This window comes from Paenibacillus amylolyticus (assembly GCF_036894225.1).
Lineage (GTDB): Bacteria > Bacillota > Bacilli > Paenibacillales > Paenibacillaceae > Paenibacillus > Paenibacillus amylolyticus.
Map to the genome: position 1 here is coordinate 5814711 of NZ_CP145892.1, position 25678 is coordinate 5840388.

A 25678-nucleotide genomic window follows, 5' to 3' on the forward strand; every position below is an offset into this window, starting at 1 on the left:
TGGAGTTACTACTATTAAACCTAATTGCGAACCACTTTAGCTACTGGAGTGTCAGATACTTGCGTCACTAACGAGTTACATGGAGAGTTACATCGAGAGTTACATGGAGATTTAAACGGAGGAATAGCTCTGAGCTTGAGTTTACTTTAAATAGCTTGCGGGCTAGCCTACAACTCCAAGAATAAATTACTTGTAGTCGATTAAATCACTTAAAATGAGGTCCCCGACCATATATAGAAAAACAAAAAAAGACCACCTTACACTCAAGAGGTCTTCGATCTTTTCCTGTTGTTACAACAGGCTGTCCCATTTTAAGTTAACACGCCAACATAAAAACCAATCGAGATAAAGACAACACACCAGACGAATGCACCAATGCCCGATACAACTACGTACCTGCCAATTGCCATCTTGCTAATTCCGGAGAAACAACACATCAGATGACGAATGCCTGGAATGAAGTAACCCAGGATGATGGACCAATACCCATATTTGAGGAACCACGACTCCACCCTGCTGAATCGTTTGGCATTAACGCCAACCCACTTGCCGTATTTTTCAACCAGCGGCCTGCCCGCTTTTTTGCCAATCATGTAGCTAAGCAGCCCTCCGGTAAATGCGCCACCGAAACTGACGGCGATGGATACGGAGTAATTCAATACCGAGATGGAGGCGAGATAACCGACAAAAGTCATCATCACCTCATCCGGAATCGGCATGCCAATAACGCCGAGAGCCAGTAGTCCGTATATTGCGAAATAACCATATTGACCAATAAATTCTTTTGCAAATTCCATACTGACTCGCTCCTTATTTCGGTTCCACAATATCCTTCTCATGTGAGGCTAACACTTGTTTTAGAGACGGGAATCGGATTTGGCTCACCATGAGACCGGATAATACAATAATGACAAGATAGGCTACACCATGTGTGAAATAAGGACTCCAGAGTGCGAAAAAGGACATCAGACCTCCCGCAAATGTAATCGGCATTCCGACAAAACCACTGCTTGCTGTCTTCTGACAGTTATAACGGGCCAGACGCAAAGCACCGCAAATCGGAAACAATGCAGTCAGTGCCATCCCCAGCACACTCACTTCAATCATGGAATTCAGGTACAGAATCAGCACGGGTGCTGTTCCGAATGAAACTACATCCGCAAGCGAGTCCAAGGACTTGCCGAACTCACCCTCACAATGCAATTTACGAGCCGCATACCCGTCAAACAGATCAAAGAACATCGCTACCCATATCATCATCACAGCCAGGGCAAATTCACCATGAATAGCCATAATGACTGCCAGCATGCCTGAACTCAGATTCCCCAAGGTTAAAATCGATGGTAAAGACTTCATAATATTTGACTCCCTTTCGTACTAGGCTTTAGGAAAAATAATATAAAAACGGACTCCATCCGGTGTATTCTCCACTCCATAACTGCACCCATGCAGATCAAGAATCTGCTTCGCAATGGCCAGACCAAGCCCGGTCCCCCCCATTTTACGATTACGTGAGCGCTCTACCCGATAGAACCTCTCCCATATATACTGCCGCTCAGTTTCAGCTATCTGCTCGCCCTTGTTCTCAATGGAAATATGGACAAAACCTTCACGCCTGCTGATCTCAATAGTTATATCGGTATGTGGTATCGCATGACGTATAGCATTCATCATGATATTGAAAATAACTTGCTCCAGCTTGCTTCGGTCACCCTCAACCGTCTGTTCTGTTGTGGATACAAGCACCACATCCAATCCTTTGTCCTTCAGTTGCGGGCCCAGACGGCCGGCGATATCTTCAATCATGTCTGCCAGAGCAACAGCATCCGTATTCAATTGAACCGCTGAGGATTCCAGTCGCACCAGATCCAGCATCTCTTCAACCATCGTTTCCATTTTGATCGCCTCATCGGCAATGATCTCAATGTAACGCTCCCGTTTGCTCTCACTCACGCCATCTTTCAGCCCTTCAGAATATCCCTTAATAATGCTGATTGGAGTCTTAAGTTCATGTGATGCATCGGCAAAAAACTTGCGCTGACGCTGTTCAATCTCCTGCTTCATTTCCATATCTGTACGCATCTGCGAGTTGGCCTGCCTCAGCTCTTCCAGTGTCTGACCCAAGGTTCCCGATAAGGCATTGAGGCTGTTAGACAGACTCCCGATCTCATCATTACGCCGGATGGGTGATTTCACCGTGAAATCCAGCGTAGACATTTTCTTGGCGACATGGTTCAAGGCCAAAAGCGGCTTCGTTATAATTCGGGACAGGAGCAACGCCAGCAACAGAATCAATATAAATGCCCCTATGCCAAAATACGCATAGAACAAACGTGTTGCCTCATTCGCTTCCCTCATCTCCTGTAGAGAGGTGAGCGAAAAGATCAGTTGTTGCTCGGGTCCGGAACGATGCACTGGAGCAATGGTGATGACATTGCGAACACCGCTCCAGCTATCCATCCATTCTTCATTGAGCATTTTGCCATTCGCCAACGCAAGTTGGTCTTCGGTGGACAACGGGAACCGGCTATCCAGTGCTTGCACCAGCAGTCCCTGCCTTTGACTCCACGTTGCCAGATTGGGAAGAACGACCTCGGTTAATACGCCTGACCATTCCTTTACCGGTTCAATCGATTCCTGAAAACTTTCTGTTCCCCATGCGGCAGAAGTGGCATCCTGGATTTTGAATGGATAGACCATGGATTCGCTGGCCGGACCTTTCACCGTCAATTCTTGCCCATATTTCAGATGGGATGTGATCCAGCCAGCATTCTCACTATTGATAAACAAGGACAAGGACACTTTCACGTGACTTCCATCCTCTTGAAGCAACGTAATGTGGAACGGGTCATTAACCAATCTTCCGGTATTCGTCAAAATGACCAGATGTGATTGATTCTGACGCATGAACTTCCCGGTCTCCTTGGCTAGCTGTAAATCACTCCAATGCCCATTGGAGTATTGCTGTTCGAACTTGGACAGCTTTTTCTTCATACTGCTGACCTTTTGATGCTGATAGAAGTCGGGGAACCAGACCAACTGAGCAAAAACCGTCGTCCCATATAGAAGTACCAGACATCCTGCCATGACCAGGAAAAGCTTCATCGTTACGCCATTTCTTCTCATGCTTCTGCCTCGAAACGATATCCAGTACCAATCACCGTCCGGATACACTTGGCTTCATCACCCAATTTGCTGCGCAACTTCTTGATGTGGGTATCTACAACACGTGAGTCCCCTTCAAAATCAAATCCCCAGATCCGATTCAAAATGGCATCCCGGGACAACACAATGCCTGCATTACGTACCAAATAAAGCAACAGATCATATTCCTTTGGTGCAAGTTCCACTTCAATTCCGTCCTTCTCCAGACGTCTGGCCCATGGATCAAGGGTTACCTGTCCGAAGCGAATCACACCCTGCTCTCGTCCAAATGCACCTTCAACACGCTTCATTAATGTCTCTGCACGTGCAACCAGCACACGTGGACTAAACGGCTTGGTAACGTAATCGTCTACGCCCAGCTGAAATCCATGAATTTTATCGTCATCCTCGGACCGTGCAGTCAGCATGATAATAGGTACGGTGGATTGGGATCGAATATGCCCACATAACGTCCATCCATCCATTTCAGGCATCAAAACATCCAGAATAACCAGATCTACCTCATGCAGAGCCAACAGTTCCAGTGCCTGTACTCCATGTTCAGCTTCTATGACGTTCCATTGTTCTTTTATGAAATAATCGGCCACAATCTCACGAATGCGGCTTTCATCTTCCACCAGAAGCACTGTTCTGATCATGGCCGACTCTCCTTTTAGATTTCTGATGATAACATACCTATTCCATGTGTCGTTCATGTGTCCACACATGTTTTGGAATGCTCCCATGATATATACGATTAATATAAGCCAAAAGTTACTAATTTTTATAAAAATTCGCATAAAAAAGAAGCCATCAACGAGCAAGCTCCTGCTCATTGACAGCCACTTGAATGAAATCGAAGTGTGTTATCCAGAATTGATGCGCTACTGTGCGCTCCCTGGCAACACTTAACGTTGTTGCTCCAGACGGTGTGCCACATGCAGTGTCGGACCAACAAAACGGTTCAGCGGGAATCCGCCGGCAATCGCTTTGGTCACGAAGGCTTTACCTTCACGAACAGCCTCTTTCACTGAAAGACCACGAGCCAATCCTGCGGTAATCGCCGCAGACGTTGTGCAGCCCGCACCATGAGTATACCCGGAGCCGACAACATCGGCTTCAAACCATTCGTAGTTGGTTCCATCATAGAGTAGATCCATTGCTTTACCCGGGCTAATGACACCTCTGTCCTTGATCAGAACATGTTTCGAGCCATGGGCATGAATTGCTGCTGCCGCTGCTTCCATTTGTTCCTTGGAGCGAATAGGTCCGCTCTTCGCCAGTTGGGATGCTTCGAACAGATTAGGTGTAACCAGATCAGCACCTGGCAACAGGAATTCGATCATCGCTTCCGTATTTTCCGGTTGCAGTACTTCGTCTGTACCTTTGCAGACCATTACCGGATCGATAACGATCTGTGGCAGACCGCTGCGGCGAATATGTTTTGCTACCAGTTCAATAATATCTACAGAACCGAGCATACCTGTCTTCATTGCATCGAAACCGATGCCGTCCAGAACCGTGCGAAGCTGCGCTTCAACCACATTTAATTCAACAGGAAAGACTTGGTGATCCCATGTTTCGGGCTCCATTGCCACAACCGTAGTCAGTACGGTCATGCCATACACACCCAGCTCCTGAAAAGTTTTCAAATCAGCTTGAATACCTGCACCGCCGCTCGTGTCCGAACCAGCTATTGTTAATGTTTTTGGAATCGTCATGGTAGTTGCATTCTCCTTCGTGTCTCAGTTGACATTATCCTATCCCTTGTACGAGCGGATGTCAATGGCATCTGAAGCCATACAGAGCATGGTTTTCCGAATGATTCAGTTCACATCTTTTGTCTCCAGACGAACCATGGACATCGAAGCAATCCATATCCCTATTGCTCCAAGGGTCAGAGGGATAATAATAAGCGAATGAATGGAAACTTCCGACCCGTTGAATCCGGAGCAGACAATCGAAACCAGCAAAATGGACGAGACCATTGTAGTTGTAACAGAATGCTTACGCATACCGAAGAATAGGGGAATGAGTGCCATACACGCAGCCGATAAAGAACTTATACTGTACTTCACCAGAAGTCCCAATATATCCCGATTCGTCAGTGATTCAGGAATGAAGGAGTATAATTGATTAACAATCAACAATAGTGAGCCCATGAACAGATCGTTAACCATAATCATCACAAATGTAAAACCAAACACGATAATCAATTTGGCAGCGATGATTTTATGACGCTGGATGGGATAGGTGAACATGACGTTCATCGTTTTATTTCTATACTCACTGATCACCAGCTTGGATAATAAAGCTCCTGCAAATATGATAAAGGTCGCTCTCACAAACGTATCAATAATCATAAAGGCGGTCTGGTAATCGGCATAGGCATAATCTTCTGCTCCCACATCCACGAATCCAATCATGATCAGGAAAAGAAGAATGGCTATGCTGGCAATACCTGCACCTGCAAAATTACGTGCAAAACGGTGCTTCCGCATCTCAAGTCTGATTAGTTTAAGCAACGTCTTCATCCCCTTTCACAAGCTTCATGAAGTGTTCTTCCAGGGAATGAGCCCGTTTGGATATCGATTCGATCTCAATGCCGTGTTGGATCAGCTTGGTGTTCAGTTCTGATGGAATAATTCCCGGATCATAGATGCGTAACGTTTGGTCATCAACCAGTTTATAATTACTCAAACCAAGCTGGTGTTCAATGACATAGGTCGCTTTGCGGATATCCACCGCCTGTAACTCGATGTACTCATTTTGACTTCCACGAATGCTCTCCATCGATACTTCCTCCACCAAACGACCGCCGCGAATGACACCAACTGTGTCCGCAATCTGCTCTATCTCGCCAAGAATGTGACTGGAGACCAACAGGGTAATGCGATACTCATTACTAAGGCGCTTGAACAAATCTCGCATCTCCCGGATCCCTACAGGGTCCAATCCGTTGATCGGTTCATCCAGAATGAGCAGTTCAGGTGTGGTTATAAGTGCACGAGCCAGTCCCAGCCTCTGCTTCATGCCCAAGGAGAAGTCTTTGACCGGTTTCTTGCCCGTATCCTTCAGCCCTACCATTTCCATCGTGTTGTCGATGATCTTTTTGTTGTAAAATCCCATGTATTCACAGTGAAGTTCCAGATTCTCGCGAGCAGACAGCCTATCGTAAAAAAAAGGGTATTCAATAATACTGCCCATTCGCTTCAGCACTTCATAGGAGGTCGGCGTAAGCTTCTCCCCAAACAGTTCAATCTCCCCTGTGGTTGGTTTGACGAGATTGGTGAGCATCTTCATGATGGTTGTTTTACCAGCACCATTCGGACCGAGGAATCCATAGATCTCACCTTGCTTAATATTCATATTGACGTTGGATACAACCTCCACCCCTTCATATACTTTGGTCACATCTATTGTTCGTGCGATATAATTCATCGTCCTTGTTCTCCTTTACGTCCCCTGTCCGGGTTCCTATATCTATATTGTAAAGAGAAAAGTCTTCTTTTTTATTAATCAAATCTTACAAAAACCTTAAGTCTGACCGGACACGCCAACGCAGGGTCTACCAAGCCTTTAAGGTAACCGAGAATACAGTCCGTTGATGTGGCACACTATGCAAGTGAATACTTCCACCCATCCGCTCAACTAGCCGTTTCGTAATGGTCAGACCCAGGCCGCTGCCTTGATAGAGTCGATTGCGGGAATCCTCCAGTGTATACATGCGTTCAAACACACGACTATGCTCGCTCTCAGGAATCCCTTTTCCTTGGTCCCAGATCTGTAACGTCACAGGTGCACCTATCGCATGATCAAGTGAAAGCCCCAGTACCTTACCATCTGCCCCGTATTTCATTCCATTGGTAATGAGATTATCCAGCACACGGTCCAATGCTTCTTCATTCGCTTGCACGAAGATATCACCCGCAGGTATCTCCAGCTCCACGTACAATCCCAGATTCGTCAACATCTCATAAAAGGAAAGCATCTTCAACCGGCATAGTTCACTTAAATTCACCCGACTAAGCACTAGCTCCGTGTCTCCAGATTCCAGCTTTGCCAGATCAAAAAAGGAATGGATCAAACGCAGCACTTCCTGCGCCTTATCTTGTATTTTCTCCGTCATAATCTTACGTTCCTGATCGGTCAGTGATGAACTGTGCAGCAAGGTCTCACTATAACCCATCACAACCGTGAGTGGCGTTTTCAGATCATGAGAAATGTTGGAGAGCATATTACGCATCTCCTTCTCCTGGTTCGTATAACCAGCCTTCGCGCGGTGCGCATAGTCCAGCAGCTGGTTCATATCTTTCAGAAGCTGGCTAACTTGATCATCACTGTTGAATACGAGTAAGCGCTCAAAGGTGCCTTGATCCAGGATATCGGATATTTTGTGATGAATATAGGACAGGTGTTGACTGCGTTTCCGCAATCTCATCCACAACCCAATGACTACAATGGCCAGAATAGCTGTTGTACTGGCAAAAATCAGTGTCATCCCTGCTCCGCCTCCAGCTTATATCCGATGCCCCAGAGTGTCTTGATATACTGGGGAGCCGAAGGGTCTGCCTCCAGTTTCTCACGCAGACGACGCATATGTACGTTAATGATATTTTCGTCTCCATAATAATGATCGTTCCAGACGGAAGCGTAGATCTGGGCCTTGGTGAACACTTTGCCAGGATGGGTAACCAACAGCTTCAGAATTCCAAATTCCTTGGATGTCAGTTTGACGGGTGTCCCTTCACGCTCCACCTCGTACGTCTCCATGTCAACTACAAGTCCTCCAATGTGAATACGCTGATCCTTAGCCACTTCAGCCACAGGCGGAGTGGTATAATTGGCGCGGCGAATCGCAGCTTTGATGCGGGCAGTCAGTTCTATTAACGAGAAAGGTTTGCTCAAGTAATCATCTGCACCGAACCCCAGACCTAATGCTTTGTCCACCTCCCCATCCTTCGCAGACAGAATGAGCACAGGTACCAGACTGACTGCCCGAATGGTTTGCAGCACATCCATCCCACTTTTGCGGGGCAGCATCAGATCCAGAATAACCAGATCATACCCGGGTTGTGACTGGCTGAACTGACGTTCTGCCTCTAAGCCATCATATGCATAAGTGACGTCGTAGCCCTCTTTTTCCAAGTACGGCCCGACCATCTCACTAATTGAACGATCATCTTCAACAAGCAACAAGCGGTGACTTAACACATGTTTCCCTCCAACATGAACAGTTTTCTTTATTACCTCACAGTTTGTTTGAATTGGCAATGACATACGAAAAAACCTGACAGGAGCACCACTTTGGTATAAGTGTGTTTCCTGCCAGGTCTATGAGTGTCTGTAGATCAATGCTGGTGCTTCTAGTCTCTATATCCGTTCTCGCTGTGTATCCAGCACAGCCCAATGGTTCCTGCACCTGCATGAATACTCACCACAGGAATAAACGGCATGATTTCGGTCTTTAATTTAGGGAGCAGATTGGCAATCTGCTTCTTGATCGTGACGGCTTCTTCCTGATTGTTCGCATGCATAATGCACACATGTTTTACTTTCTCCACATCCAGCTTGAGCATATCCAGCATGCGCTCTTTTGTCCGCTTGAACGTGCGAATTTTCTCATTCACAACCACTTTGCCCTCTTCAAATCGAAGCAGCAGATGGATCTTGAGCAGTTGACTGATGATCAGCTGTGTGCCCGACACCCGGCCACTGCGGTGAAGATGTTGAAGACTGGCCGGTATGAGGTAAAAGGACATGTTATCAATCATTTGTTCAATGTTTACTTTGATCTCGGCAGCTGAACATCCCTGCTTCTGCCATTCCAGTCCTTGCATAATCATCTCACGGTGAGGATAGGCACCTGCCTTCGAATCAATTGCGGTCACCGTCACTCCTGCAATCTCTGCAGCCTGCATGGACGTATGCAGCGTTCCGCTAAGCTCTGTAGAGCAATGAATCGTAATAATCTCATCGTACTTGTCTTTGAGCGACTCATACAGTTCAATGAATTCGCCAATGGGTGGCTGCGAACTGCTCGCACGTGAAGCCTCCGCAAGTTTCTCATAGAACATTTCAGATGTAATGTCATCGGTTTCCCGGTAACATTCCTCTCCAAATACGATGCGCAGCGGTACGATGTAGATATGATTTTGCTCCGCAAAAACGGGATCCAGTGTACTGGTACTATCAGTGACCCATGCAATTTTCTTCATGACATCCTTCTCTCTTGCCGGATTGTTCGTTCTGTATCTTCAATCGTCAAGCACAAGCCCGGCGGTTTATTTAAAATTTGAATATTTCACATTGTAAACGTTTGCGATACTACCTCTCAATTATAAATGAACGGACAGACCGTTGTCTTGTGGCGCAATCATGAACACCCCTGTTAATACCATTATTAGCTAAAAAAATGTCTTGCCTGTGAAGGAATAAATTGGTATGCTGTTGTCCTTCTCTCTTTTTCGCCTTGACTGAAGTGAACGGAAACGCCGTTCAATCCACTTATCGGAGGTGTCACATGCTTTATTTCACTCTGGCTTCCAAAGCCTACTCCCGGAATCTGCAATACCGCGGGGCACACATGGTACATAACTTGGCAAGCGCCATGTTTGGTTACATGTATGCCTGCCTCTGGATCGGCATCGGGGCCGACCATACTCTCGGAGAATACGGGACACAGGGGATGATCAGTTACATTGCGTTCACGCAATCCTCTCTCTGGATCTCGGGTTTTCTCACGAACGGATTGGGTATTCCCTTATCCGTCAGGACAGGGCAGATCGCACTGGATCTGATGAGGCCTGTTCATCTGTTCACCCACCTGATGGCACGCGAATGGGGGCAGATTGCCTACCAGTTCGTGTACAAAAGTATTCCGATCTACCTGCTCTTCTCCATTGTCTTTTCCCTACATTGGCCCTCAGACGTTTCAACACTATTCTATGCCGCACTTGGTCTTGCTGGCGCCGCATACTTGTCCATCTGCATGAACTACATCATTGGTGCCACGTCGATGTGGACCACGGAGTCCTCTTGGCTTCACTGGGGCAATCACGCGATGATGAATCTGCTGGCTGGTTTTTTCATTCCGCTGGAATGGCTACCGAACTGGCTTGAACAACTTGCCTGGATATCACCCTACCCTTTCCTGCTCTATGTACCTACCCGAATCTATCTTGGTTTCGAAGATGGCTCCTTGTTATGGGGAACCTTGCTTTGGTGTGTCTTTATGACGTTGATCTGTCTTGCCATCACCCAAGTGTTACGTCGTAAAGTGGAGGTACAAGGAGGATGAAACGGACTTCCTGGTTCAATTTATATAAAATGCTCATTCGAACAAGCATCCGCAGTCGGATGCAATACAAGTTCAATTTCATCATGGCGTCCGTACTGGCCGCTTTAATTCAGATCTCCGAGTTTCTGATGGTTGCTCTCGTGCTGCACAAATTCGGAGCAATTAAAGGCTGGTCCCTCCATGAGATCGGTTATCTCTTCGCCATCATGACGTTATCCAAAACACTGTATCGCACATTTGGCAATGAGGTTCACCATCTGGAAAAATACCTGGTTAATGGTGAGCTTGATCAACTGTTAACTCGTCCCATGCCCGTATTGCTGGCACTGCTGCCGCAAAACTTCCGCATCATGGCTGGGGAAGTCCTGCAAGGCGGGTTCATTCTCTGCTGGTCATTGGCAGGCATGATGCATAGCGGACAGATTGGCTGGATAGCCATTCCCTTCTCCCTGTTCATTATCCTGACCGGTGCAGTCATTCTCTTTTCCATCGGACTTGCTACCGCCACATTGGGATTCTGGACCACACGTATCGAGGAATTACAGACGATCACTGAAGATGCCGCTCGAACGGCTGCCCAATATCCGCTAACGTTATATCCCAAATGGATGTCTGGCATTCTGTTAACGGTGATTCCGGTGGGATTCGTCAACTACATTCCGTCACTGTACCTGCTACGGGGTGAAGGAGGAGCGTGGATTCTTGTTGCTGTTGCGGCGGTTGCCGTACTGAGTTTGGCTGCAAGTCTGCGTTTCTGGCAATTCGGCATGACCAAATATCAAAGTACAGGTAGCTAAGGAGGCGTAACGAATCATGAACATGATCACAGCAAGGCATCTGCAAAAGGAATTCAAAACTCCTGTTATTCGCGAAGGACGTTTCTCCGGTCTACGTACGTTATTTTCACGTGAATATGTGTCCAAGGAAGCGGTACGCGATATCAGTTTTGATATCGGCCCAGGGGAATTTGTGGGTTACATCGGTCCGAACGGGGCTGGCAAGTCTACCACGATCAAAATGCTGACAGGTATCCTGCACCCAACCTCGGGTGAGGTAAGGCTTGACGGTATGAACCCGCATCAGGACAGGCGCAGGACCGTTGGTCGACTAGGCGTTGTGTTTGGACAGCGCAGTCAGCTCTGGTGGGATCTGCCCGTGAAAGATTCATATGATATTCTGGCCGAGATGTACGGCGTTCGTGCCGAGGATAAAAAGAAACGACTGTCCCAGTTCGCCGAGCTGCTGGACCTTGAATCGTTCTGGGCCACGCCTGTCCGCAAGCTCTCGCTTGGACAACGCATGCGTGCCGATCTCGCAGCTTCCATGCTGCATGATCCCGAACTGCTTTTTCTCGATGAACCAACGATCGGACTGGATGTGAATGCAAAGCGGAACATTCGTCAATTTCTACGTACATTAAATGAAACGTTTGGCAAAACGATTTTGCTGACCACACATGACATGGACGACATTGAGCAGTTATGCAGCCGGGTCATGGTGATTAACAATGGTCAACTGACCTATGACGGTACGATTTCGTCACTTCGCGAAACCATCGGACTACCTACGCTGATTCGGGTAACGTTCCGAGGAGCGTTTCATATCCCGGATGTTGTGTCGTCCGCGATACATATTACTGGAGTGGAAGGACAGATTGTCACCGTCGAAGTGAACCGGAAGGAATGGAGCACAATGGACATTCTGAAACAGTTGGAGCACTGGGGTGAGATTGAAGATGTAGAGATGAAAGAACCCGATTTTGAAGATATCATTCATCGGGTGTATTAGTCGGCCCATTTTGTGAGGAAATAGGATGAAGACCTGTTCTTACGCCGTTACATGAAAGAGGGACATGGCGTACTGTAATAACGGAGGTGAAGCGTCATGCTTGTGACCAAACATGTCCTTCTAGCATCCACCGTACACGCTACTCCCTACTTCATTGTACGTGGCATGATGCCGGGACCCGTGATGTTCATTACATCCGGGGTTCACGGGAATGAAACGGCGAGTATGGCCGCTGCGCAAAAACTCGCAGATGATATTGCGACAGGTCGTCACGCCATTCAGCGAGGGCTGTTAATTATCGTGCCACGCGTGAACCAGCAAGCCTACGCTAAGAAAATCAGAGGCAAGCCAGATTTGAATCGTACGTTTCCACGTCGTATGTCAGGCAAGGCCAAGCATCCGCTCGCTGCGGCAGTTTTTCAGCTGGCGCGTGAACATCGGGCCGACTGGTGGCTCGATCTGCATGAAGCCAATGGCCTGTCACAGCTTAGTTCACGGGTGCTTGGACAGACGTTGATCACCAATCCCGGCAGTCGGACGATTCCAGCTTGCAGAAGAGTTATCGAACAGATGAATCGGTCGATTGCCATTCGTGATCGTCATTTTAACCTCAAGCAGCATGAATTGCCGGGATCTGCACGTACAGCGGCTTCAAGAGTATTACAAGCCCGTTCCGTCACGGTGGAGACCTGTTGGAGTCTGAAACGCTCGACCCGTATCAAGTATCAGACGAAGATTGTGCACCATTTTCTGCGTGAAGCGGGTATGTCATGATCAAGACTATTAAGATAGAACGAAAAAAACCTCCAACAGAGAGCGCCGAAGTACATCCTCAGGCGATCTCTATTGGAGGTGTTAAATTTTGTTCCTCATTTCCCATTACTCTAATGGCACTTCTGCGTTTATCTCTGCATCATGGCTTCCAGTATTTTATTACCCACAGGGTCTAGCGGCATGAGTGGATAAAGGTCTTTTTTAGTTATAAACTTGAATATCGCATCCAGATACTCATCCACAATAGAGGCTGATCCAAAACAATAATTGGACAATAATACGATGCCTATACCCTGTTCCTTATTTATAGCCAAATAACTGGAGAAACCAAATGTGCCACCGTTATGCCAGAGTATATTCTGATCCGAGATGTTATCACTAAACCAGGCGTAATGATGAGTTGAATCTCCAATCATCACAGGCATATGACTTTGTTGTATTGCAGAGGCTGGCGGATGATCTTCATTCAGATTGGCCTGTACAAATAAACTCATATCGTGAAGAGATGACTTGATCGCCCCTGCGCCTTCATGTACACCCGTATCCCAGTGAGGCATCTTTTTCCCCGTTGACGTATGTCCATCTACAAATCTGCCATTCTGTTCTGGATTCAGCATAGCTGCTGTCTCCGTCATCTTTAATGGACCTGTGATATATTTTTTCAGCAAATCATCATATGTACTGCCTGATACTTTACATAGGATATAGCCCAGTAAGCCCACGCCGGTATTGGAATACTCGAATGAACCCATCTGATCCGCAAAGTCAGCATCCGATAAAAAAGCAAGTAAATCATCCTCCGTATAATTTGAATACGGATTGTATCGATTTTTCTTCGAGGACAGGTTTGTGGCAACTCCGGGTAATCCAGACGTATGCGTCGCAAGACTTTTTAAGGTAACCTTATTCAAATAATCGTTTTTACCGTTGGATATGTACTTGCCAACCGTGTCATCCGTGGAAAGCTGCTGTTGACGCTCCAATTCTAATAGGAGGATCGATGTAAAAAGTTTGGTTACAGAGCCGATTTCGAACAACCTGTGTTCAGGAGCAGCCACACTCTTCTTTTTGGGATTGCCCAATGAATGATATTCGATATCTCCCTTTGTAATGATGCCAATCTCAAGATGCAGATGTTTCTTTCCTTTGATGTAATCGGATACAAAACCTTGTAAATCCCTCATAGAAAATGTTACTCCTTTTGTGGTGTGAATTTCATTATTGAAATTATTGAAATCACGTTAACCACCATTATGTATTGGCAAACTAAACTATGTATTCTTTCTAAATCTCCGATTCCCTGCTCAATAGTCCACGCCTGTTTTCTGCTAAACAGGAAAAGAGCCGCGATTACGGCTCTTTCTTCTGCACCCTGAACGATTGAATATAATTGTCGATATCGTCCTCCGGTGTATGCAACAGTCGTGCCAGATTAATCTGCAGCTGTTCCAGATGGTCAATATGCTTCTGAATGTCAGTAATGCGTTCGCGTACAAGGGTTTTTAACGTTTCCTTTTCCATGTCTTCCTGACTGAGTAACTGTAACGTATCCTGTATTTCCTTTAGAGAGTAACCCAGCGACTGGGCATCCTTAATAAATTTAATCTTCACCAAATAATCCTCAGTATACACCCGGTATCCGTTGGAGGAACGACCGGGAGCGGGCAGAATCCCGCTGTCCTCATAATAACGGAGGGTTGCCATACTTACACCGGTACGCTTAGCCAGCTCTCCTCTTGTCATGGTTTCCATAGATACTCTCCATCCTTCTGCTGGGTTATTCCGCTTTTTGGTGACGTAGCTTGGTATACTTGGTATCATAAGTGGCCTCAGGGAATTTAGATGAAGGGCCTTGCAACAACGGCTGCTCCTCCCCCTTCAAATAACGGTCAAAGAATGCCAGCGCATAGGATCTGGTTATATCCACATTATGTTCTGGCGTCATGCCTCTGGCAAACATTTTCGGTGAAATTAACGAAATATCCGTAAAGCTTTGATGAAATAAATTCTCCACTGTCAGATAATAGGTATCATTAAGACTGTTTGACATCACCCGATCCAAATCAGGCTCAAACTCGGGATAAAATACTTTATCCTTGGCAGTGGCGTCCGGGTCCAGACTTTTGGCTGTCCCACCCGACATGATATACATAAACGGCTGTTTCAAGTCTGTTGTGGATACTTTACCCCAGAAACCGCCTTCCAAACTAAGTCCTGCTTTGAAACGGTCATCCTGAGCCAGCGCTTCCGCCGTGGTTGCACCGCCGTAGGAGTGACCCAAGATACCGACAGAATCCAGATCAAGCCTGCCTTCGAGCAATTGATTCGGATCATGTGAATTCCACTGTGTGAGAGTGTCCAGTACAAAGCTAGCATCCTCTGCACGAATACCTATACCTTTTATATTATATTGATATAGTTCCCCTGACGTTGCAAATTCAGGGTCAGCCTGATAGGAGACTGCACGTCCATCGGGGAATGTCACTTGTGCTGACGTATAAGGGTGATCTATCCCCACCACAATGTAACCGTGGCTAACCAGCTCCTCAATCATCGTCATGCTCTGAAAACGGGCTGAGCGGATACCCGGCGAGAATAGCAAAACCGGATACTTGCTTTGGACGGCGGACATCTCAGCTCCTTGCACCACATGTGTTGGAATGGTATCCAGATAACTGAACACCTGAGACGGAATGCCAAACACCAGACTGATCGCTTCTCCCAGTTCACTAGGGTAATGCTCCAGCGGCAGCCCTTGGGCGGTTTTTTGATCCACCGGATACCACACATTAATCATAAGTTCGCGCTTATCTCCTGTCTCGGGTGTTTTGGTCTCTTCGCGAGATTCATCCACCAGGTGTTGAGAGAACGTGCCAATGGTATATGTGCCGGTTGGTTCAGGCATCGTAAAAGCAGGTAAGAGCCAGGTCAGTATGATTGAACCTGCACTGAAGGCCAGAACCAGGATCGATACCAGCGTCATTTTTATTCTTGAAAGACGGTTGGGTCTCCGCACGCTCTGAACATAACGATCACCGCGGTATGATTTCATGACTTGAATGATTAATGTAATGAATAATACAAGTGTGACGATATAGGTTGGTATCATCTGCACGCGAAATGAATTGATTAAGCCATGCAGAAGCACTGTCAGAACCAGAGCTGTGAGCGTCCCCATTGTCATTGCCCGGCGCTTCGGAAACACCAGTATGAGTACCGTAGCAGCTATGGTTACCAATACCAAAATCCATTCTAAAATTCTCATTATTCAGCCTCCAATATTTCTTGATAAAAAAAGAATAAACCTTGAAGTATACTTCAAGGTCAAGGCTGAATTTTAGATAGAATTTTATCGTGGAATTCGTAAATCCCATTTGCGAAGTTCGGTCAACGTACACGTTCCAGATGAGAAAGCCTTGATACCTGTTGAGTTCGGTCCAGGATAGATCCGCCCTGTCATCACTTGCTCCCCCTGCTGAATGAACACCTCAATGGAGCTGACATCCATAAAGATATGAAGTTCCAGTTTCCCGTCAAGCAGTTCCACTGTTGCAGCTCGTTCTCCGCCCGGCCCTTGTCCGGCCTGCTCGCGATTCAAGCATAAACGACGCTGCTCTACATCATAGGAAATCACGGTTTCTTCATCCTCACCCGTGCGCAGCTTTAACCCAAAGTGTTGTGCCTGTTCCGCTTCGAATACAGCATACAGTTCGTAACGGTCTCCACTGATTCCAAGATCAAAATCATGTTCATCACCATTTAAATGTATACCATACTGCTCGGTGCCTTCCGACCTGTACTGTATAAGTTCGGAAAGAGGCTGGAATATCAATCGTTCTCCCCTACGAATCAATTGTCTTGGCAACGTCATCGCTCCAGCCCAGGCATGGGACTGTTGTGTCGGGATTTCCGTTTCCCACGTATCCATCCAAGCCACCATGATTCGTCGTCCCTGTGCATCCTCCATCGTCTGAGGTGCGTAAAAGTCGAAGCCACAGTCCAACGGAACGTACTGCTCGTACTTCAACACACCCTGGTCTTCATCCAGCGTTCCCATCATATAAACGGTCGAATGCAAGTTGCGATAGTTATCTCCCTGAGCAGGCATGCGTTGCGGAGACATGATCAGAATATCTCGGCCATCCAATGTGAACAGATCGGGACATTCCCAATTGTCGCCAAGCGTCCCGTCACTCTGGGCCATAATGTTGACATAACTCCAATCCAGCAAGTCCGTTGAGCGGTATAACAGAATGACACCTTTGCCCGCAGCATCATTCGATCCAAGGACGCAATAGTACACACTGTTTCGTTCAAACACTTTCGGATCACGGAAGTCCTTCGTACTCGTATGCTCCGGAATCTGATCCAGCCGAATGACCGGATTCATCGTGCTTTTGACAAAATCAATCCCATTGTCCGAGACAGCGATATTCTGTGTCTGCAAGTAATCGTTATCCTTGTCAGGTCCAGTCACGACATGTCCCGTGTACATCAGCACCAACTTGCCATCCTGCACGATTGCACTTCCGGAGAAACAGCCTCCACTGTCGTAGCTCTGATCGGGCGCCAGTGCAACAGGCAGGTAAGACCACGTAACCAAATCACGGCTCACCGCATGGCCCCAGTGCATCGGCCCCCATACCGGTTCATAGGGATAATGCTGATAGAACAAATGATACATCCCACCGAAGTATATGAAGCCGTTGGGATCATTCATCCAGCCCACCTCTGGCATCAAATGATAGGCCATTCGATAGGTTGGATCAACCTGATGTCGATGCTCCTTGATATATGCGTTGGCCCGGGCGAGTGTATACCTCTCCTTTGTTTGAGCCGAAGAACTCGTCAGTCCAAGGTCTGTCTCTTGCCTTGTGTCTATTTCCTGCTTCTCGTGTCGTTCCTGGTTCATATGTCCTTCACTCCTGTCTCTCTCTATATCACCCGACTGAACTTATTTGATTGCCCCTTGCATGACCCCCTGAATAATGTACTTCTGCGCAAACAGATAAACGATCAGGACAGGTAGCAGGGTCAACACCAGACCAGCCATCAATGGACCGTAATCCACTGTATATGTCCCATAAAAATAAAACGTGGACAACGGCAGCGTACGCTGCTCGGATGAAGTCAGTACTAGAGAAGGCAGCAAAAAATCATTCCATATCCACAATACATTCAGCACGCTAATCGTTACGGTTGTTGGCAGTAACACTGGCAGTACGATACGGAAAAAGGTCTGCACTCTGCCGCAGCCATCCATTAGAGCCGCTTCTTCAAGCTCCAGGGGAATACTTTTGATAAAGCCATGGTAGATAAATACGGCGAGCGGACTGCCAAAGCCAATATACATGTAGATCAGCGACCACTTGTTATCCAGCAGGCTGAGCGAGCCGTATATTTTAACCAATGGAATCATAATGGCCTGGAACGGAATAATCATCGCAGCTACCATCAGGAAAAAGAGATACTGATTCAGCTTGCTTTTGTGACGAACAAAGTAATGGGCTGTCATCGCTGCAAAAAGAGCAATCAGTAATACACCTGCAATGGTAATAAGCAATGAATTGCTGAAGGCGGATACATATCCCATTTTGTCAAACGCATTGACGTAATTATCGAATTGAAAGGAGCTCGGCAAGCCCAGCGGATCAGAGGTAATGGCCTGGTTAGCCTTGAACGAATTGACGATTAGAAGCACAAACGGAAATACAAACAAAATCATCACAATGATTAATGCAATAAACTTCATCCAGTTGAGAATGCGCGATTGTCCAGCCATCATGCCTCGACCTCCAGTTTTTTGCTGAAATAGACCTGGAGCAATGTAATGGCGGCTACAAGGATAAACAGAACAAAGGCTTCTGCCTGACCCAATCCGTAGTCACGAGCAAGAAAGGCCTGCTCATAAACATGCATGGATACCATCTCTGTGCTCTTGAAGGGCCCGCCACTGGTCAAAGAGACGTTCAGATCATACACCATGAATCCCCGTTGCAGTGACAAAAAGATGCATACAATAAACGAAGGAACCATCAGTGGCAATACAATGCGCGCCAGCATTTTGCGATTACTTGCCCCATCAATACTGGCTGCCTCCATAACATCCTTCGGCACATTCATCAGTCCTGCAATGTAGATAACCATCATATAACCGGCATACTGCCAAACGGTCACCACAACGAGAGCCCAGAACGCTTTATCCGGATCAGCCAACCAAGAGGTGGAGAACAGCGTGAGATTCATTTTTTGTCCTGCAAAGACGAGTACCTGATTAAAAATAAACTGCCAGATGAAACCAAGCACGATTCCGCCCACCAGATTTGGCAGGAAAAATCCAGCCCGAAACCAGCCCTGTGCCTTCATTCCCCGAGTTACAACGTAAGCGAGCAGGAAGGCAACCGCATTGGTCAGCACAACGGTAATAAATACGTACTCCAGCGTCATCCCAAATGATTTCCAGAACACGGTGTCCTTGAACACACCGATGTAATTATCCCAGCCAACAAAGTTTTGATCGATGGCAATGCCATCCCAGTTCGTAAACGTCAAATAAATACCATACAAAAATGGAATAATCATCACCGTAGCAAACGCAAATAATGTCGGGCCAGTAAAGATCAGGCGGGTGCGCAGACGTGTCCATAATCCTTTTTCGGTCAGCATTGTCAACCTCCACTCTATCCAAATGATTAGCCTGGCGGTTATACCGGAAACAAGTCGAACAGACCTCGTGTGGAAGCTGTATGTTCACCATCTCCGGCGTACCGCAAGTCTCTCTCTATGTGCTGCACAGGGCTATGATTAATTCCTTTATTTCACGTTGCTCCAGTATGCCTGAATTTCACTGGCAAGTCCGGCACGGTCAATGACGTCAGCCAAATATTTCTGCATGGATGCACCCAGTTTGGACCAGTGATCCGCAGGAAGTGTGCTCATTGATTCCTCGATTTTGCCTGCCTTGATGTATTCACTAATGGATTTACCAAGTGGATCGGTTGGCTCCAATGTAATGTTGCTGAATGCCGGAATAATACTGGCTTGATTCACCAGGAAATCCTGACCTTTTTCGTTATAAACGATCCAGTCCAAAAATTTCTTCGCTGCTTCCTGCTGCGCTGGTGTGCTCTTTTCCTTATCCAGCAATATTCGTTTGGATACGGCAGCAGAGATTTGCGTATTACCGAAATCATCTGGATTATTGCTCACAGGTACCGGGAGGAAGCCATATTTTCCATCTGCTGTATCAAAGCTTGAAATTTGTGGCCATGCCCAGTTGCCCTGGAACCAGATACCTACCTCACCCTTGCCAAGCACTTCAGGTCCACGCTCATAGGTTCCGGACAGTGGAGAAGCCTTGTCAATATTGTAGGTTTTCATCAGATCAAATGTATCTAACAAGCCATTAAACACGGCATTGGAAGCAAGGTCCACTTGACCTGCCTTCAGATCAGTAATGAATTGATCCACCTTCGCACGGTCTGAAGACTGCCCACCATATGCAAGCCCCAGATAATGCGCACCAAGCGACCAATCCATCGGAGATACAATCAAAGGTGATTTTCCAGTAGCAGCGATCTTTTGGAACAACTCATCAAGCTGTGCAGTGGTCTGTACAGACTTTGGATCGAATGTCCCACCTACCGCCTGATCCAAGACATTCTGGTTATAGATGAATCCATATCCTTCAATAGAGAACGGGAAGGCATAATTTTTGCCATCAAACGTTGTAGCCGCTGTGCTATTCTCCACAGCATCCTTCATCCAAGACTCGGATGTGAGGTCCAGAACACGATCTTTGAATTTCTCGACATCCCCTGTATCCAGCATCATCATCGTTGTAGGGCTGCCAGAGGCATACAAAGCAGACGCTTTTTCAAACGGAGACTGTCCACTGCCTACAGGTACAATTTCAAGTGTTATATTTGGATTTTCGGCATGGAAGTCTTTAGCTGCTTGTTCCAACTGACTGTTAATTTCCGACTTGGAATTAAGCAAGGTGATTTTAACACTCTCACTGCTGCTACCCTCTGAGGAGGAGTTGGACTCCGTCGCTGCTTTACTTCCACATGCCGACAATACAAGCATCATAATCAATGACAATACCGATAATTTCATCCATCTCTGTTCTCTTTTCATCTTGTTATGGCCCCCGATCAATAGTTTAAAAGGAAACGCTTACAAATCGAATTATAATGTCAAAGGTTTGACATGTCAATCGTTTGACATACCATTCAAAAAAAATTTTCTCGACTTCATTTCTTCATGGCAAAAGGACGAATAGGAAAAAACGACCTGTATCAGGTCGTCTCTCTCTCAACGATGTTAACTGGCAAAATATGCTCCATTCCGATCTTCTCTTCCGCGAGCTGGCGCCGAATCAGATCAATCGCCAGCTTAGCCATGGCCTCCACCGGCTGCCTGATCGTTGTAATGCCAGGCACCGTATACGCTGCCGCACGACTGTCATCATAACCTATAATAGCAATATCGTCGGGTACCTTGCGCCCACCTAACCCGATCTGCTTCAGCGCATGCACCGCCATCAGATCACTCGTTACAAAGAGCCCATCCACCTCGGGGTGTTGTGCAAGCAGCTTATCCACCAATTTCGTATACTGATGCTGATCAAACACATTCAGATCGGTTTCATGAATCATGACCGGTTTGACTCCATGAGCCTGCAATGTATCAACGAAACCTGTCGTCCGGCGATTGGACAGCATTTGCAATTCCAAATTACCGCAGATATGTGCCAAATGTCGTCTGTTCTTCGAGAGCAACAATTCAGCAGCCATAACCCCTCCCTGATAGTTATCAGATGAGATAAACGGGATGTCTTCACCGATCTTACGATCAAAGGTCACGATTGGGGAATGCAGATTCATATACTCATCAACTTCCAGTGTATGACTTCCCATAATAATGCCATCCACGCGATTACCCTTGAGCATTTCCACATATTCACGCTCTTTGGAAGGGTCCATGTGGGAATTGCATAACATAATTTTAAATCCATTCTGGTAAGCATGATACTCAACATAGCTAGCCAGTTCTCCAAAAAACGGATGGGATACATCGGGGATAATCAAGCCTATCACATTGGATTGCTTACGCAAAAGAGAACGGGCAATTTCGTTGGGTCGATAGTTCAGTTCGTCCATGGTTTGATACACTTTGTCACGAGTCTTCTGACTGATATATCCCCGGTTGTTTAATACACGCGAGACGGTAGTTACAGAAACTCCTGCCCTGAGTGCAACATCATGAATAGTTGCCATAACAGCCTCTTTTCCTACAACATTCTTCATACCTTTAACATTATAAACCTATTGTTAAACCTGAACCAAAGCCTTGGTACCCGCCTGCTGCTTCATTCCGCTACAATTCTCGCTCTCGGCATGCTATGCATAGCTCCGTGCGTAACATGGACCTGTACCACATACGTACCTGGTTCTTCAAAGGTATGCTGGATTTCATAATGCCCTTCCTCTGCCTCCTTGGCAGTTATAGCCCCCTGATTCTCCAGTTCGTCCGCTGTCATCATACCTTGTTCCGGAGATACAGAAGGCGGATCATCAAGCTCATTCCAGATCTGGAATTGCACATGGTCAGCATGACTTAACGGTGCATCTCCCTGTGTAAGCTTCACCTGCAACCGTGTTGGTTCATGAAGAGAAGCTTTCTCTGGAACGTCAAGTTTCACTTTGATCATCTCCGGCATCTCGCCCGATTGTGACTGTTCTTCATAAGAGCATCCCACCGTCAGGAGGAGCAGAATAACGAAGGGCATGAACCAACGAGCTTGTCCGCTCATCACCATCTATCCTTTCTTATTAAGAAGATTTTGGTGTTTTGCCGATACCCCACAACATCACGATGATGATAATAAAGGCGATCAGTGCCAGTAATGGAATCGTGATGAAACCAAACCAGTTCAAATAGTCGGTATAACATGGAACCTTACCGCACGCGACGGCATTACCTGTAGCCGAAAAAATACGCTGGATCGTTACATGATATAACGAAATGCCGCCACCGACGAAACTAAGCGGGAGTACGTATTTGGTGATGCCCACGTCATCCTTAAAGTAGGCAATGCCCAGCAAAATCGTTAGTGGATACATGAATATGCGCTGGTACCAGCACAGATCACATGGAAGAAAGCCCTTGATCTCACTGAAATAGAGACTCCCCCCTGTTGCGATAACGGAAACGGCCCAAGCGACAAATAACCGGGTATCCACATTTCTCGCTGGACGCTCCGATTTTGATGATGTACTCATTCCTCTGTCCCCCTCTTCATTTTGCTTATACCAAATTATCATACAGCATTCTAGACTCCATCGGCTATTCAAGCTGTTATGTAGGTCATTACTCGATGATTATACCAAATATTTGGAACTTTTGGGTGAATACAAAAAAGCTGCCGTATGGGGCAGCTCTTTTGTTTGATTCATATGAAAACTTTATATTACATCGATTTAGTCAGCGTAATGGAACCATCTTTTTGTGCCCATTTCACGTCCCAGTTCAGAAGTTCAGCAATGAAGCGCAGAGGAACTTGCGTACGTCCATCTTTGTTTACAAATACAGTCGCACCCACATTTTTCTTCACGCCGTTTACTTCCATAACGTTGTTGTTCACCCAGAATTCAAGGGTATCATCGCCAGCCATCACCGTTACTTGTTGTGCTTTTTTGTCCCATTTCACCGTTGCACCGATACCTTCACTCAGGAAACGCAATGGAATGTATGTTGTGTTTTTCCAAAGCACTGGTGTGGTATCCATGTTGGTTGTTTTATCGTTAATTTTCAGCATTTTGCTGTTCAGTTGCATCCACACCGTTGTCATATCTGGCGCTGGTGCTGGTGTTGCTGGCTCTTGGAATTTGTCGTTGAATTGAGTCACGATGGCGTTACCCAGGGCTTGACCTACACCAAACATCACTTTGAAGCCTTCACGATTTGTTGTGTAAGAAGCATCATAGTTACCTGCTGCATATTGATTCAATACGTTTTGTACTTGATTTTCATGTGTTGTCAGCGCTTGTTGTCCTGCTACTTTTGGCAGATTGCCAGCTGTTGCTGAATCCAGGAATGTAGCAAATTCTGTTGTAAATCCATCAATACGTTTCTCTACTGCTGCACGAGCCGCAGCATCGTTGTTTTTAACAGCTTTTACATAGTCGCTTTGTGCGTTAACGTGGTTCGTTACCCAAATTTTCTCGAAAGCATTGGCACCATCGTTACCGTAAATGGAAGCAATCGCTGCTTTGAAGTCAGCTGTGTTTCCAGCTTCAGCTGTAACCAGTGCGTTGGAAGCTGCTGTGCGTCCATCAAACTCCTCTTGCATTTGCAGAGCCGAAAGTGCAAAGTGTTCGGAAGCCAAGTGGTTGAGTGCAGATCTCAGATCAGCTGCTTTTGTATCCGCTTTGGTATTTTCGAATTTCTCAGGCATTTGTGTCGTAATTGCTGTGGAGAGTGCTTTACTTACGTCGAACATTTCTTTGAAACCTTCACGGTAAGCCTTGTATGCATCAGCGTAATCTCCAGCTACATACTCATCAAATACTTTTTGCACGAGATCTTCATGTACTTTCAGCGCCTGTTTGGCTGCTGCTTTTGGCAACTTGCCTTCGGTAGCTGTGCTCAGGAATGTGGAGAACTCATCCACGAAACCGTTGATGTTTGCTTGTGCTTGTTTGATTCCAGCCTGGTTGCCCATTTTGGTTGCTTTCACCAGATCATCTGTGTATTTGTTATGAGCGCGGAAGATGCGTTCGAATTCTTTGGCACCTGCGTCACCGTATAGGGAAGCGATTGCTGGTTGCATATCCAGTGCATTCTGGTCGAGTGCTTTGTAGGCTGCATCTGCATCTTTTGCTCCGTCATAGGCTTTCGCCATTGCCGTTACGGCGAGTGCAAAGTGCTCGGACAACAGGTGGTCCAGGTTTGCTCTCAGGTCAGCCGCAGGTGTGTTCACGGATGCTTTCATCATGGTCATTGGTGTCTGTGGTGCGGCAGCTGCTCCAGCGATCCCCGGCATCAACAGTGTCAAGCTAAGTACAGGTGCGATAAACTTCTTCATCTTCATTTTCATTACGTGTTCACTCCTCGATTATGTTGTGTGTATAATTTCTTTCCTCGTCGTCGTCTTCATAGGGTGTAACGCAGGGTTCTCTATTCTGGATCACTCTGTGGGTAAAAAAAAATCGCAACCTTCAGTGAAGAAAGCTGCGAACGCCTGTTGTATCAAGGTTTTTCAATATTAAAAAATAATAAAATTATAGTGATCTTTCCGATCCAAGACTACATACATACTGTAAGACAGATACTTCATTTCCCTTATTTTCTCAAATGAATCTTACATCAAAGGTTAACTTGAAGTACAATAAAGACATATCATATTATTCGCAAAGGAGGTCCATTCATGACCTGGTTGCCTTATGTTTTAATTGTGGGTATCGCCTTATTTGGAGGTATTGCTACCATGATCATCGGAAATTCCAAAGCCAATCAGACCAGCAACCCCGAATATGACCGCCGCACAAAGCAAAACCTAAGCAAACTTTCCTATGTATACGTTGGTGCGATTGTCCTTGGTTTTGGCGGACTAATCCTCTATCTTTTTAACTAAAATGTTTCGATTCGGCAAAGAATACGTTCAAA

Annotated in this window: 26 protein-coding genes; 5 read left to right on the plus strand and 21 right to left on the minus strand. The window is 46.4% G+C overall.

What is annotated here, in order from left to right:
- Positions 1-311: 311 nt before the first annotated feature.
- The 10 genes from V6668_RS25855 to V6668_RS25900 form a co-directional block, all read right to left on the minus strand.
- A complete protein-coding gene (locus V6668_RS25855) occupies positions 312-797 on the minus strand; it encodes a DedA family protein (protein ID WP_036606861.1) in 486 nt (161 codons plus the stop codon).
- Positions 798-810: 13 nt separating this feature from the next.
- The gene (gene pssA, locus V6668_RS25860) at positions 811-1356 is read right to left on the minus strand and encodes a CDP-diacylglycerol--serine O-phosphatidyltransferase (RefSeq protein ID WP_036606859.1); all 546 of its coding nucleotides are present in this window, start codon (positions 1354-1356) and stop codon (positions 811-813) included.
- Between the two features lie 21 nt (positions 1357-1377).
- Positions 1378-3126 carry a HAMP domain-containing sensor histidine kinase gene (locus tag V6668_RS25865; RefSeq protein ID WP_338707040.1) on the minus strand — a complete coding sequence of 583 codons (1749 nt, stop codon included), beginning with the start codon at positions 3124-3126 and terminating at the stop codon, positions 1378-1380.
- Positions 3123-3803: a response regulator transcription factor gene (locus V6668_RS25870; RefSeq protein ID WP_036606855.1), complete on the minus strand. Its 681-nt coding sequence runs from the start codon at positions 3801-3803 to the stop codon at positions 3123-3125. The genes V6668_RS25865 and V6668_RS25870 overlap by 4 nt, the downstream gene beginning before the upstream one ends.
- A gap of 249 nt (positions 3804-4052) precedes the next feature.
- On the minus strand, positions 4053-4865 hold the full coding sequence (thiD, locus tag V6668_RS25875; RefSeq protein ID WP_017692191.1) for a bifunctional hydroxymethylpyrimidine kinase/phosphomethylpyrimidine kinase: 813 nt from the start codon (positions 4863-4865) through the stop codon (positions 4053-4055).
- 105 nt (positions 4866-4970) lie between these two features.
- A complete protein-coding gene (locus tag V6668_RS25880; protein ID WP_338707042.1) occupies positions 4971-5669 on the minus strand; it encodes an ABC transporter permease in 699 nt (232 codons plus the stop codon).
- Positions 5662-6585, minus strand: coding sequence for an ABC transporter ATP-binding protein (locus V6668_RS25885; protein WP_036606847.1), 924 nt, complete (start codon positions 6583-6585; stop codon positions 5662-5664). Before V6668_RS25885 ends, V6668_RS25880 begins: the two co-directional genes overlap by 8 nt.
- Positions 6586-6712: 127 nt before the next feature.
- Entirely contained in the window at positions 6713-7645 is a 933-nt protein-coding gene (locus tag V6668_RS25890; RefSeq protein WP_338707043.1) for a sensor histidine kinase, read from the minus strand.
- A complete protein-coding gene (locus V6668_RS25895; RefSeq protein ID WP_282320191.1) occupies positions 7642-8358 on the minus strand; it encodes a response regulator transcription factor in 717 nt (238 codons plus the stop codon). Before V6668_RS25895 ends, V6668_RS25890 begins: the two co-directional genes overlap by 4 nt.
- A 152-nt stretch (positions 8359-8510) precedes the next feature.
- Complete coding sequence (locus V6668_RS25900; protein WP_036606840.1) at positions 8511-9362, minus strand: DegV family protein; 852 nt, start codon at positions 9360-9362, stop codon at positions 8511-8513.
- 305 nt (positions 9363-9667) lie between these two features.
- On the opposite strand from V6668_RS25900, the gene V6668_RS25905 reads away from it, so the two are divergent.
- The 4 genes from V6668_RS25905 (at position 9668) to V6668_RS25920 (ending at position 13006) form a co-directional block, all read left to right on the plus strand.
- Positions 9668-10444 carry an ABC transporter permease gene (locus V6668_RS25905; RefSeq protein WP_036606839.1) on the plus strand — a complete coding sequence of 259 codons (777 nt, stop codon included), beginning with the start codon at positions 9668-9670 and terminating at the stop codon, positions 10442-10444.
- Complete coding sequence (locus tag V6668_RS25910) at positions 10441-11241, plus strand: ABC transporter permease (RefSeq protein ID WP_124118164.1); 801 nt, start codon at positions 10441-10443, stop codon at positions 11239-11241. Before V6668_RS25905 ends, V6668_RS25910 begins: the two co-directional genes overlap by 4 nt.
- Before the next feature lie 22 nt (positions 11242-11263).
- The gene (locus tag V6668_RS25915) at positions 11264-12232 is read left to right on the plus strand and encodes an ABC transporter ATP-binding protein (RefSeq protein WP_338709005.1); all 969 of its coding nucleotides are present in this window, start codon (positions 11264-11266) and stop codon (positions 12230-12232) included.
- Positions 12233-12328: 96 nt separating this feature from the next.
- Positions 12329-13006: a succinylglutamate desuccinylase/aspartoacylase family protein gene (locus V6668_RS25920; protein WP_338707044.1), complete on the plus strand. Its 678-nt coding sequence runs from the start codon at positions 12329-12331 to the stop codon at positions 13004-13006.
- Between the two features lie 128 nt (positions 13007-13134).
- Here V6668_RS25920 and V6668_RS25925 read toward each other — a convergent pair whose 3' ends face one another.
- The 11 genes from V6668_RS25925 to V6668_RS25975 all read right to left on the minus strand — a co-directional run bounded on the left by V6668_RS25925 (position 13135) and on the right by V6668_RS25975 (position 25103).
- Positions 13135-14190: a serine hydrolase domain-containing protein gene (locus V6668_RS25925; RefSeq protein WP_338707045.1), complete on the minus strand. Its 1056-nt coding sequence runs from the start codon at positions 14188-14190 to the stop codon at positions 13135-13137.
- Positions 14191-14356: 166 nt separating this feature from the next.
- On the minus strand, positions 14357-14758 hold the full coding sequence (locus tag V6668_RS25930) for a MerR family transcriptional regulator (RefSeq protein WP_036606833.1): 402 nt from the start codon (positions 14756-14758) through the stop codon (positions 14357-14359).
- Between the two features lie 25 nt (positions 14759-14783).
- Complete coding sequence (locus tag V6668_RS25935; RefSeq protein WP_338707046.1) at positions 14784-16271, minus strand: alpha/beta hydrolase family protein; 1488 nt, start codon at positions 16269-16271, stop codon at positions 14784-14786.
- Positions 16272-16355: 84 nt separating this feature from the next.
- Positions 16356-17918, minus strand: a complete 1563-nt coding sequence (locus tag V6668_RS25940) for a glycoside hydrolase family 32 protein (RefSeq protein WP_084650016.1) — start codon at positions 17916-17918, stop codon at positions 16356-16358.
- A 42-nt stretch (positions 17919-17960) separates the two neighbouring features.
- Positions 17961-18788 (minus strand): carbohydrate ABC transporter permease, encoded by an 828-nt coding sequence (locus V6668_RS25945; RefSeq protein WP_026081462.1) that lies wholly within the window; start codon positions 18786-18788, stop codon positions 17961-17963.
- The gene (locus tag V6668_RS25950) at positions 18788-19672 is read right to left on the minus strand and encodes a carbohydrate ABC transporter permease (protein WP_036606829.1); all 885 of its coding nucleotides are present in this window, start codon (positions 19670-19672) and stop codon (positions 18788-18790) included. The genes V6668_RS25945 and V6668_RS25950 overlap by 1 nt, the downstream gene beginning before the upstream one ends.
- Positions 19673-19819: 147 nt before the next feature.
- On the minus strand, positions 19820-21145 hold the full coding sequence (locus V6668_RS25955) for an ABC transporter substrate-binding protein (RefSeq protein ID WP_315372333.1): 1326 nt from the start codon (positions 21143-21145) through the stop codon (positions 19820-19822).
- A 161-nt stretch (positions 21146-21306) separates the two neighbouring features.
- A complete protein-coding gene (locus tag V6668_RS25960; RefSeq protein ID WP_338707047.1) occupies positions 21307-22287 on the minus strand; it encodes a LacI family DNA-binding transcriptional regulator in 981 nt (326 codons plus the stop codon).
- A 92-nt stretch (positions 22288-22379) separates the two neighbouring features.
- Positions 22380-22823 (minus strand): FixH family protein, encoded by a 444-nt coding sequence (locus V6668_RS25965; protein ID WP_036668090.1) that lies wholly within the window; start codon positions 22821-22823, stop codon positions 22380-22382.
- Between the two features lie 19 nt (positions 22824-22842).
- Complete coding sequence (locus V6668_RS25970; RefSeq protein ID WP_047841622.1) at positions 22843-23292, minus strand: disulfide oxidoreductase; 450 nt, start codon at positions 23290-23292, stop codon at positions 22843-22845.
- Positions 23293-23480: 188 nt separating this feature from the next.
- Positions 23481-25103 (minus strand): copper amine oxidase N-terminal domain-containing protein, encoded by a 1623-nt coding sequence (locus tag V6668_RS25975; protein ID WP_422395293.1) that lies wholly within the window; start codon positions 25101-25103, stop codon positions 23481-23483.
- A 336-nt stretch (positions 25104-25439) separates the two neighbouring features.
- Here V6668_RS25975 and V6668_RS25980 point away from each other — a divergent pair, with 336 nt between their 5' ends.
- Positions 25440-25646 (plus strand): hypothetical protein, encoded by a 207-nt coding sequence (locus tag V6668_RS25980; RefSeq protein ID WP_017692174.1) that lies wholly within the window; start codon positions 25440-25442, stop codon positions 25644-25646.
- The last annotated feature ends 32 nt before the right edge of the window (positions 25647-25678 follow it).

What these genes read in the sequence shown, in the direction of transcription:
- V6668_RS25925 (WP_338707045.1), bottom strand. Translation starts at nt 14,190, where the DNA reads ATGAGGGATTTACAAGGTTTTGTATCCGATTACATCAAAGGAAAGAAA.
- V6668_RS25865 (WP_338707040.1), bottom strand. Translation starts at nt 3,126, where the DNA reads ATGAGAAGAAATGGCGTAACGATGAAGCTTTTCCTGGTCATGGCAGGA.
- pssA (WP_036606859.1), bottom strand. Translation starts at nt 1,356, where the DNA reads ATGAAGTCTTTACCATCGATTTTAACCTTGGGGAATCTGAGTTCAGGC.
- V6668_RS25980 (WP_017692174.1), top strand. Translation starts at nt 25,440, where the DNA reads ATGACCTGGTTGCCTTATGTTTTAATTGTGGGTATCGCCTTATTTGGA.
- V6668_RS25970 (WP_047841622.1), bottom strand. Translation starts at nt 23,292, where the DNA reads ATGAGTACATCATCAAAATCGGAGCGTCCAGCGAGAAATGTGGATACC.
- V6668_RS25905 (WP_036606839.1), top strand. Translation starts at nt 9,668, where the DNA reads ATGCTTTATTTCACTCTGGCTTCCAAAGCCTACTCCCGGAATCTGCAA.
- V6668_RS25960 (WP_338707047.1), bottom strand. Translation starts at nt 22,287, where the DNA reads ATGGCAACTATTCATGATGTTGCACTCAGGGCAGGAGTTTCTGTAACT.
- V6668_RS25945 (WP_026081462.1), bottom strand. Translation starts at nt 18,788, where the DNA reads ATGGCTGGACAATCGCGCATTCTCAACTGGATGAAGTTTATTGCATTA.
- V6668_RS25890 (WP_338707043.1), bottom strand. Translation starts at nt 7,645, where the DNA reads ATGACACTGATTTTTGCCAGTACAACAGCTATTCTGGCCATTGTAGTC.
- V6668_RS25915 (WP_338709005.1), top strand. Translation starts at nt 11,264, where the DNA reads ATGATCACAGCAAGGCATCTGCAAAAGGAATTCAAAACTCCTGTTATT.
- V6668_RS25935 (WP_338707046.1), bottom strand. Translation starts at nt 16,271, where the DNA reads ATGAGAATTTTAGAATGGATTTTGGTATTGGTAACCATAGCTGCTACG.
- V6668_RS25870 (WP_036606855.1), bottom strand. Translation starts at nt 3,803, where the DNA reads ATGATCAGAACAGTGCTTCTGGTGGAAGATGAAAGCCGCATTCGTGAG.
- thiD (WP_017692191.1), bottom strand. Translation starts at nt 4,865, where the DNA reads ATGACGATTCCAAAAACATTAACAATAGCTGGTTCGGACACGAGCGGC.
- V6668_RS25855 (WP_036606861.1), bottom strand. Translation starts at nt 797, where the DNA reads ATGGAATTTGCAAAAGAATTTATTGGTCAATATGGTTATTTCGCAATA.
- V6668_RS25965 (WP_036668090.1), bottom strand. Translation starts at nt 22,823, where the DNA reads ATGAGCGGACAAGCTCGTTGGTTCATGCCCTTCGTTATTCTGCTCCTC.
- V6668_RS25940 (WP_084650016.1), bottom strand. Translation starts at nt 17,918, where the DNA reads ATGAACCAGGAACGACACGAGAAGCAGGAAATAGACACAAGGCAAGAG.
- V6668_RS25920 (WP_338707044.1), top strand. Translation starts at nt 12,329, where the DNA reads ATGCTTGTGACCAAACATGTCCTTCTAGCATCCACCGTACACGCTACT.
- V6668_RS25955 (WP_315372333.1), bottom strand. Translation starts at nt 21,145, where the DNA reads ATGAAAAGAGAACAGAGATGGATGAAATTATCGGTATTGTCATTGATT.
- V6668_RS25910 (WP_124118164.1), top strand. Translation starts at nt 10,441, where the DNA reads ATGAAACGGACTTCCTGGTTCAATTTATATAAAATGCTCATTCGAACA.
- V6668_RS25950 (WP_036606829.1), bottom strand. Translation starts at nt 19,672, where the DNA reads ATGCTGACCGAAAAAGGATTATGGACACGTCTGCGCACCCGCCTGATC.
- V6668_RS25975 (WP_422395293.1), bottom strand. Translation starts at nt 25,103, where the DNA reads ATGAAGATGAAGAAGTTTATCGCACCTGTACTTAGCTTGACACTGTTG.
- V6668_RS25885 (WP_036606847.1), bottom strand. Translation starts at nt 6,585, where the DNA reads ATGAATTATATCGCACGAACAATAGATGTGACCAAAGTATATGAAGGG.
- V6668_RS25900 (WP_036606840.1), bottom strand. Translation starts at nt 9,362, where the DNA reads ATGAAGAAAATTGCATGGGTCACTGATAGTACCAGTACACTGGATCCC.
- V6668_RS25930 (WP_036606833.1), bottom strand. Translation starts at nt 14,758, where the DNA reads ATGGAAACCATGACAAGAGGAGAGCTGGCTAAGCGTACCGGTGTAAGT.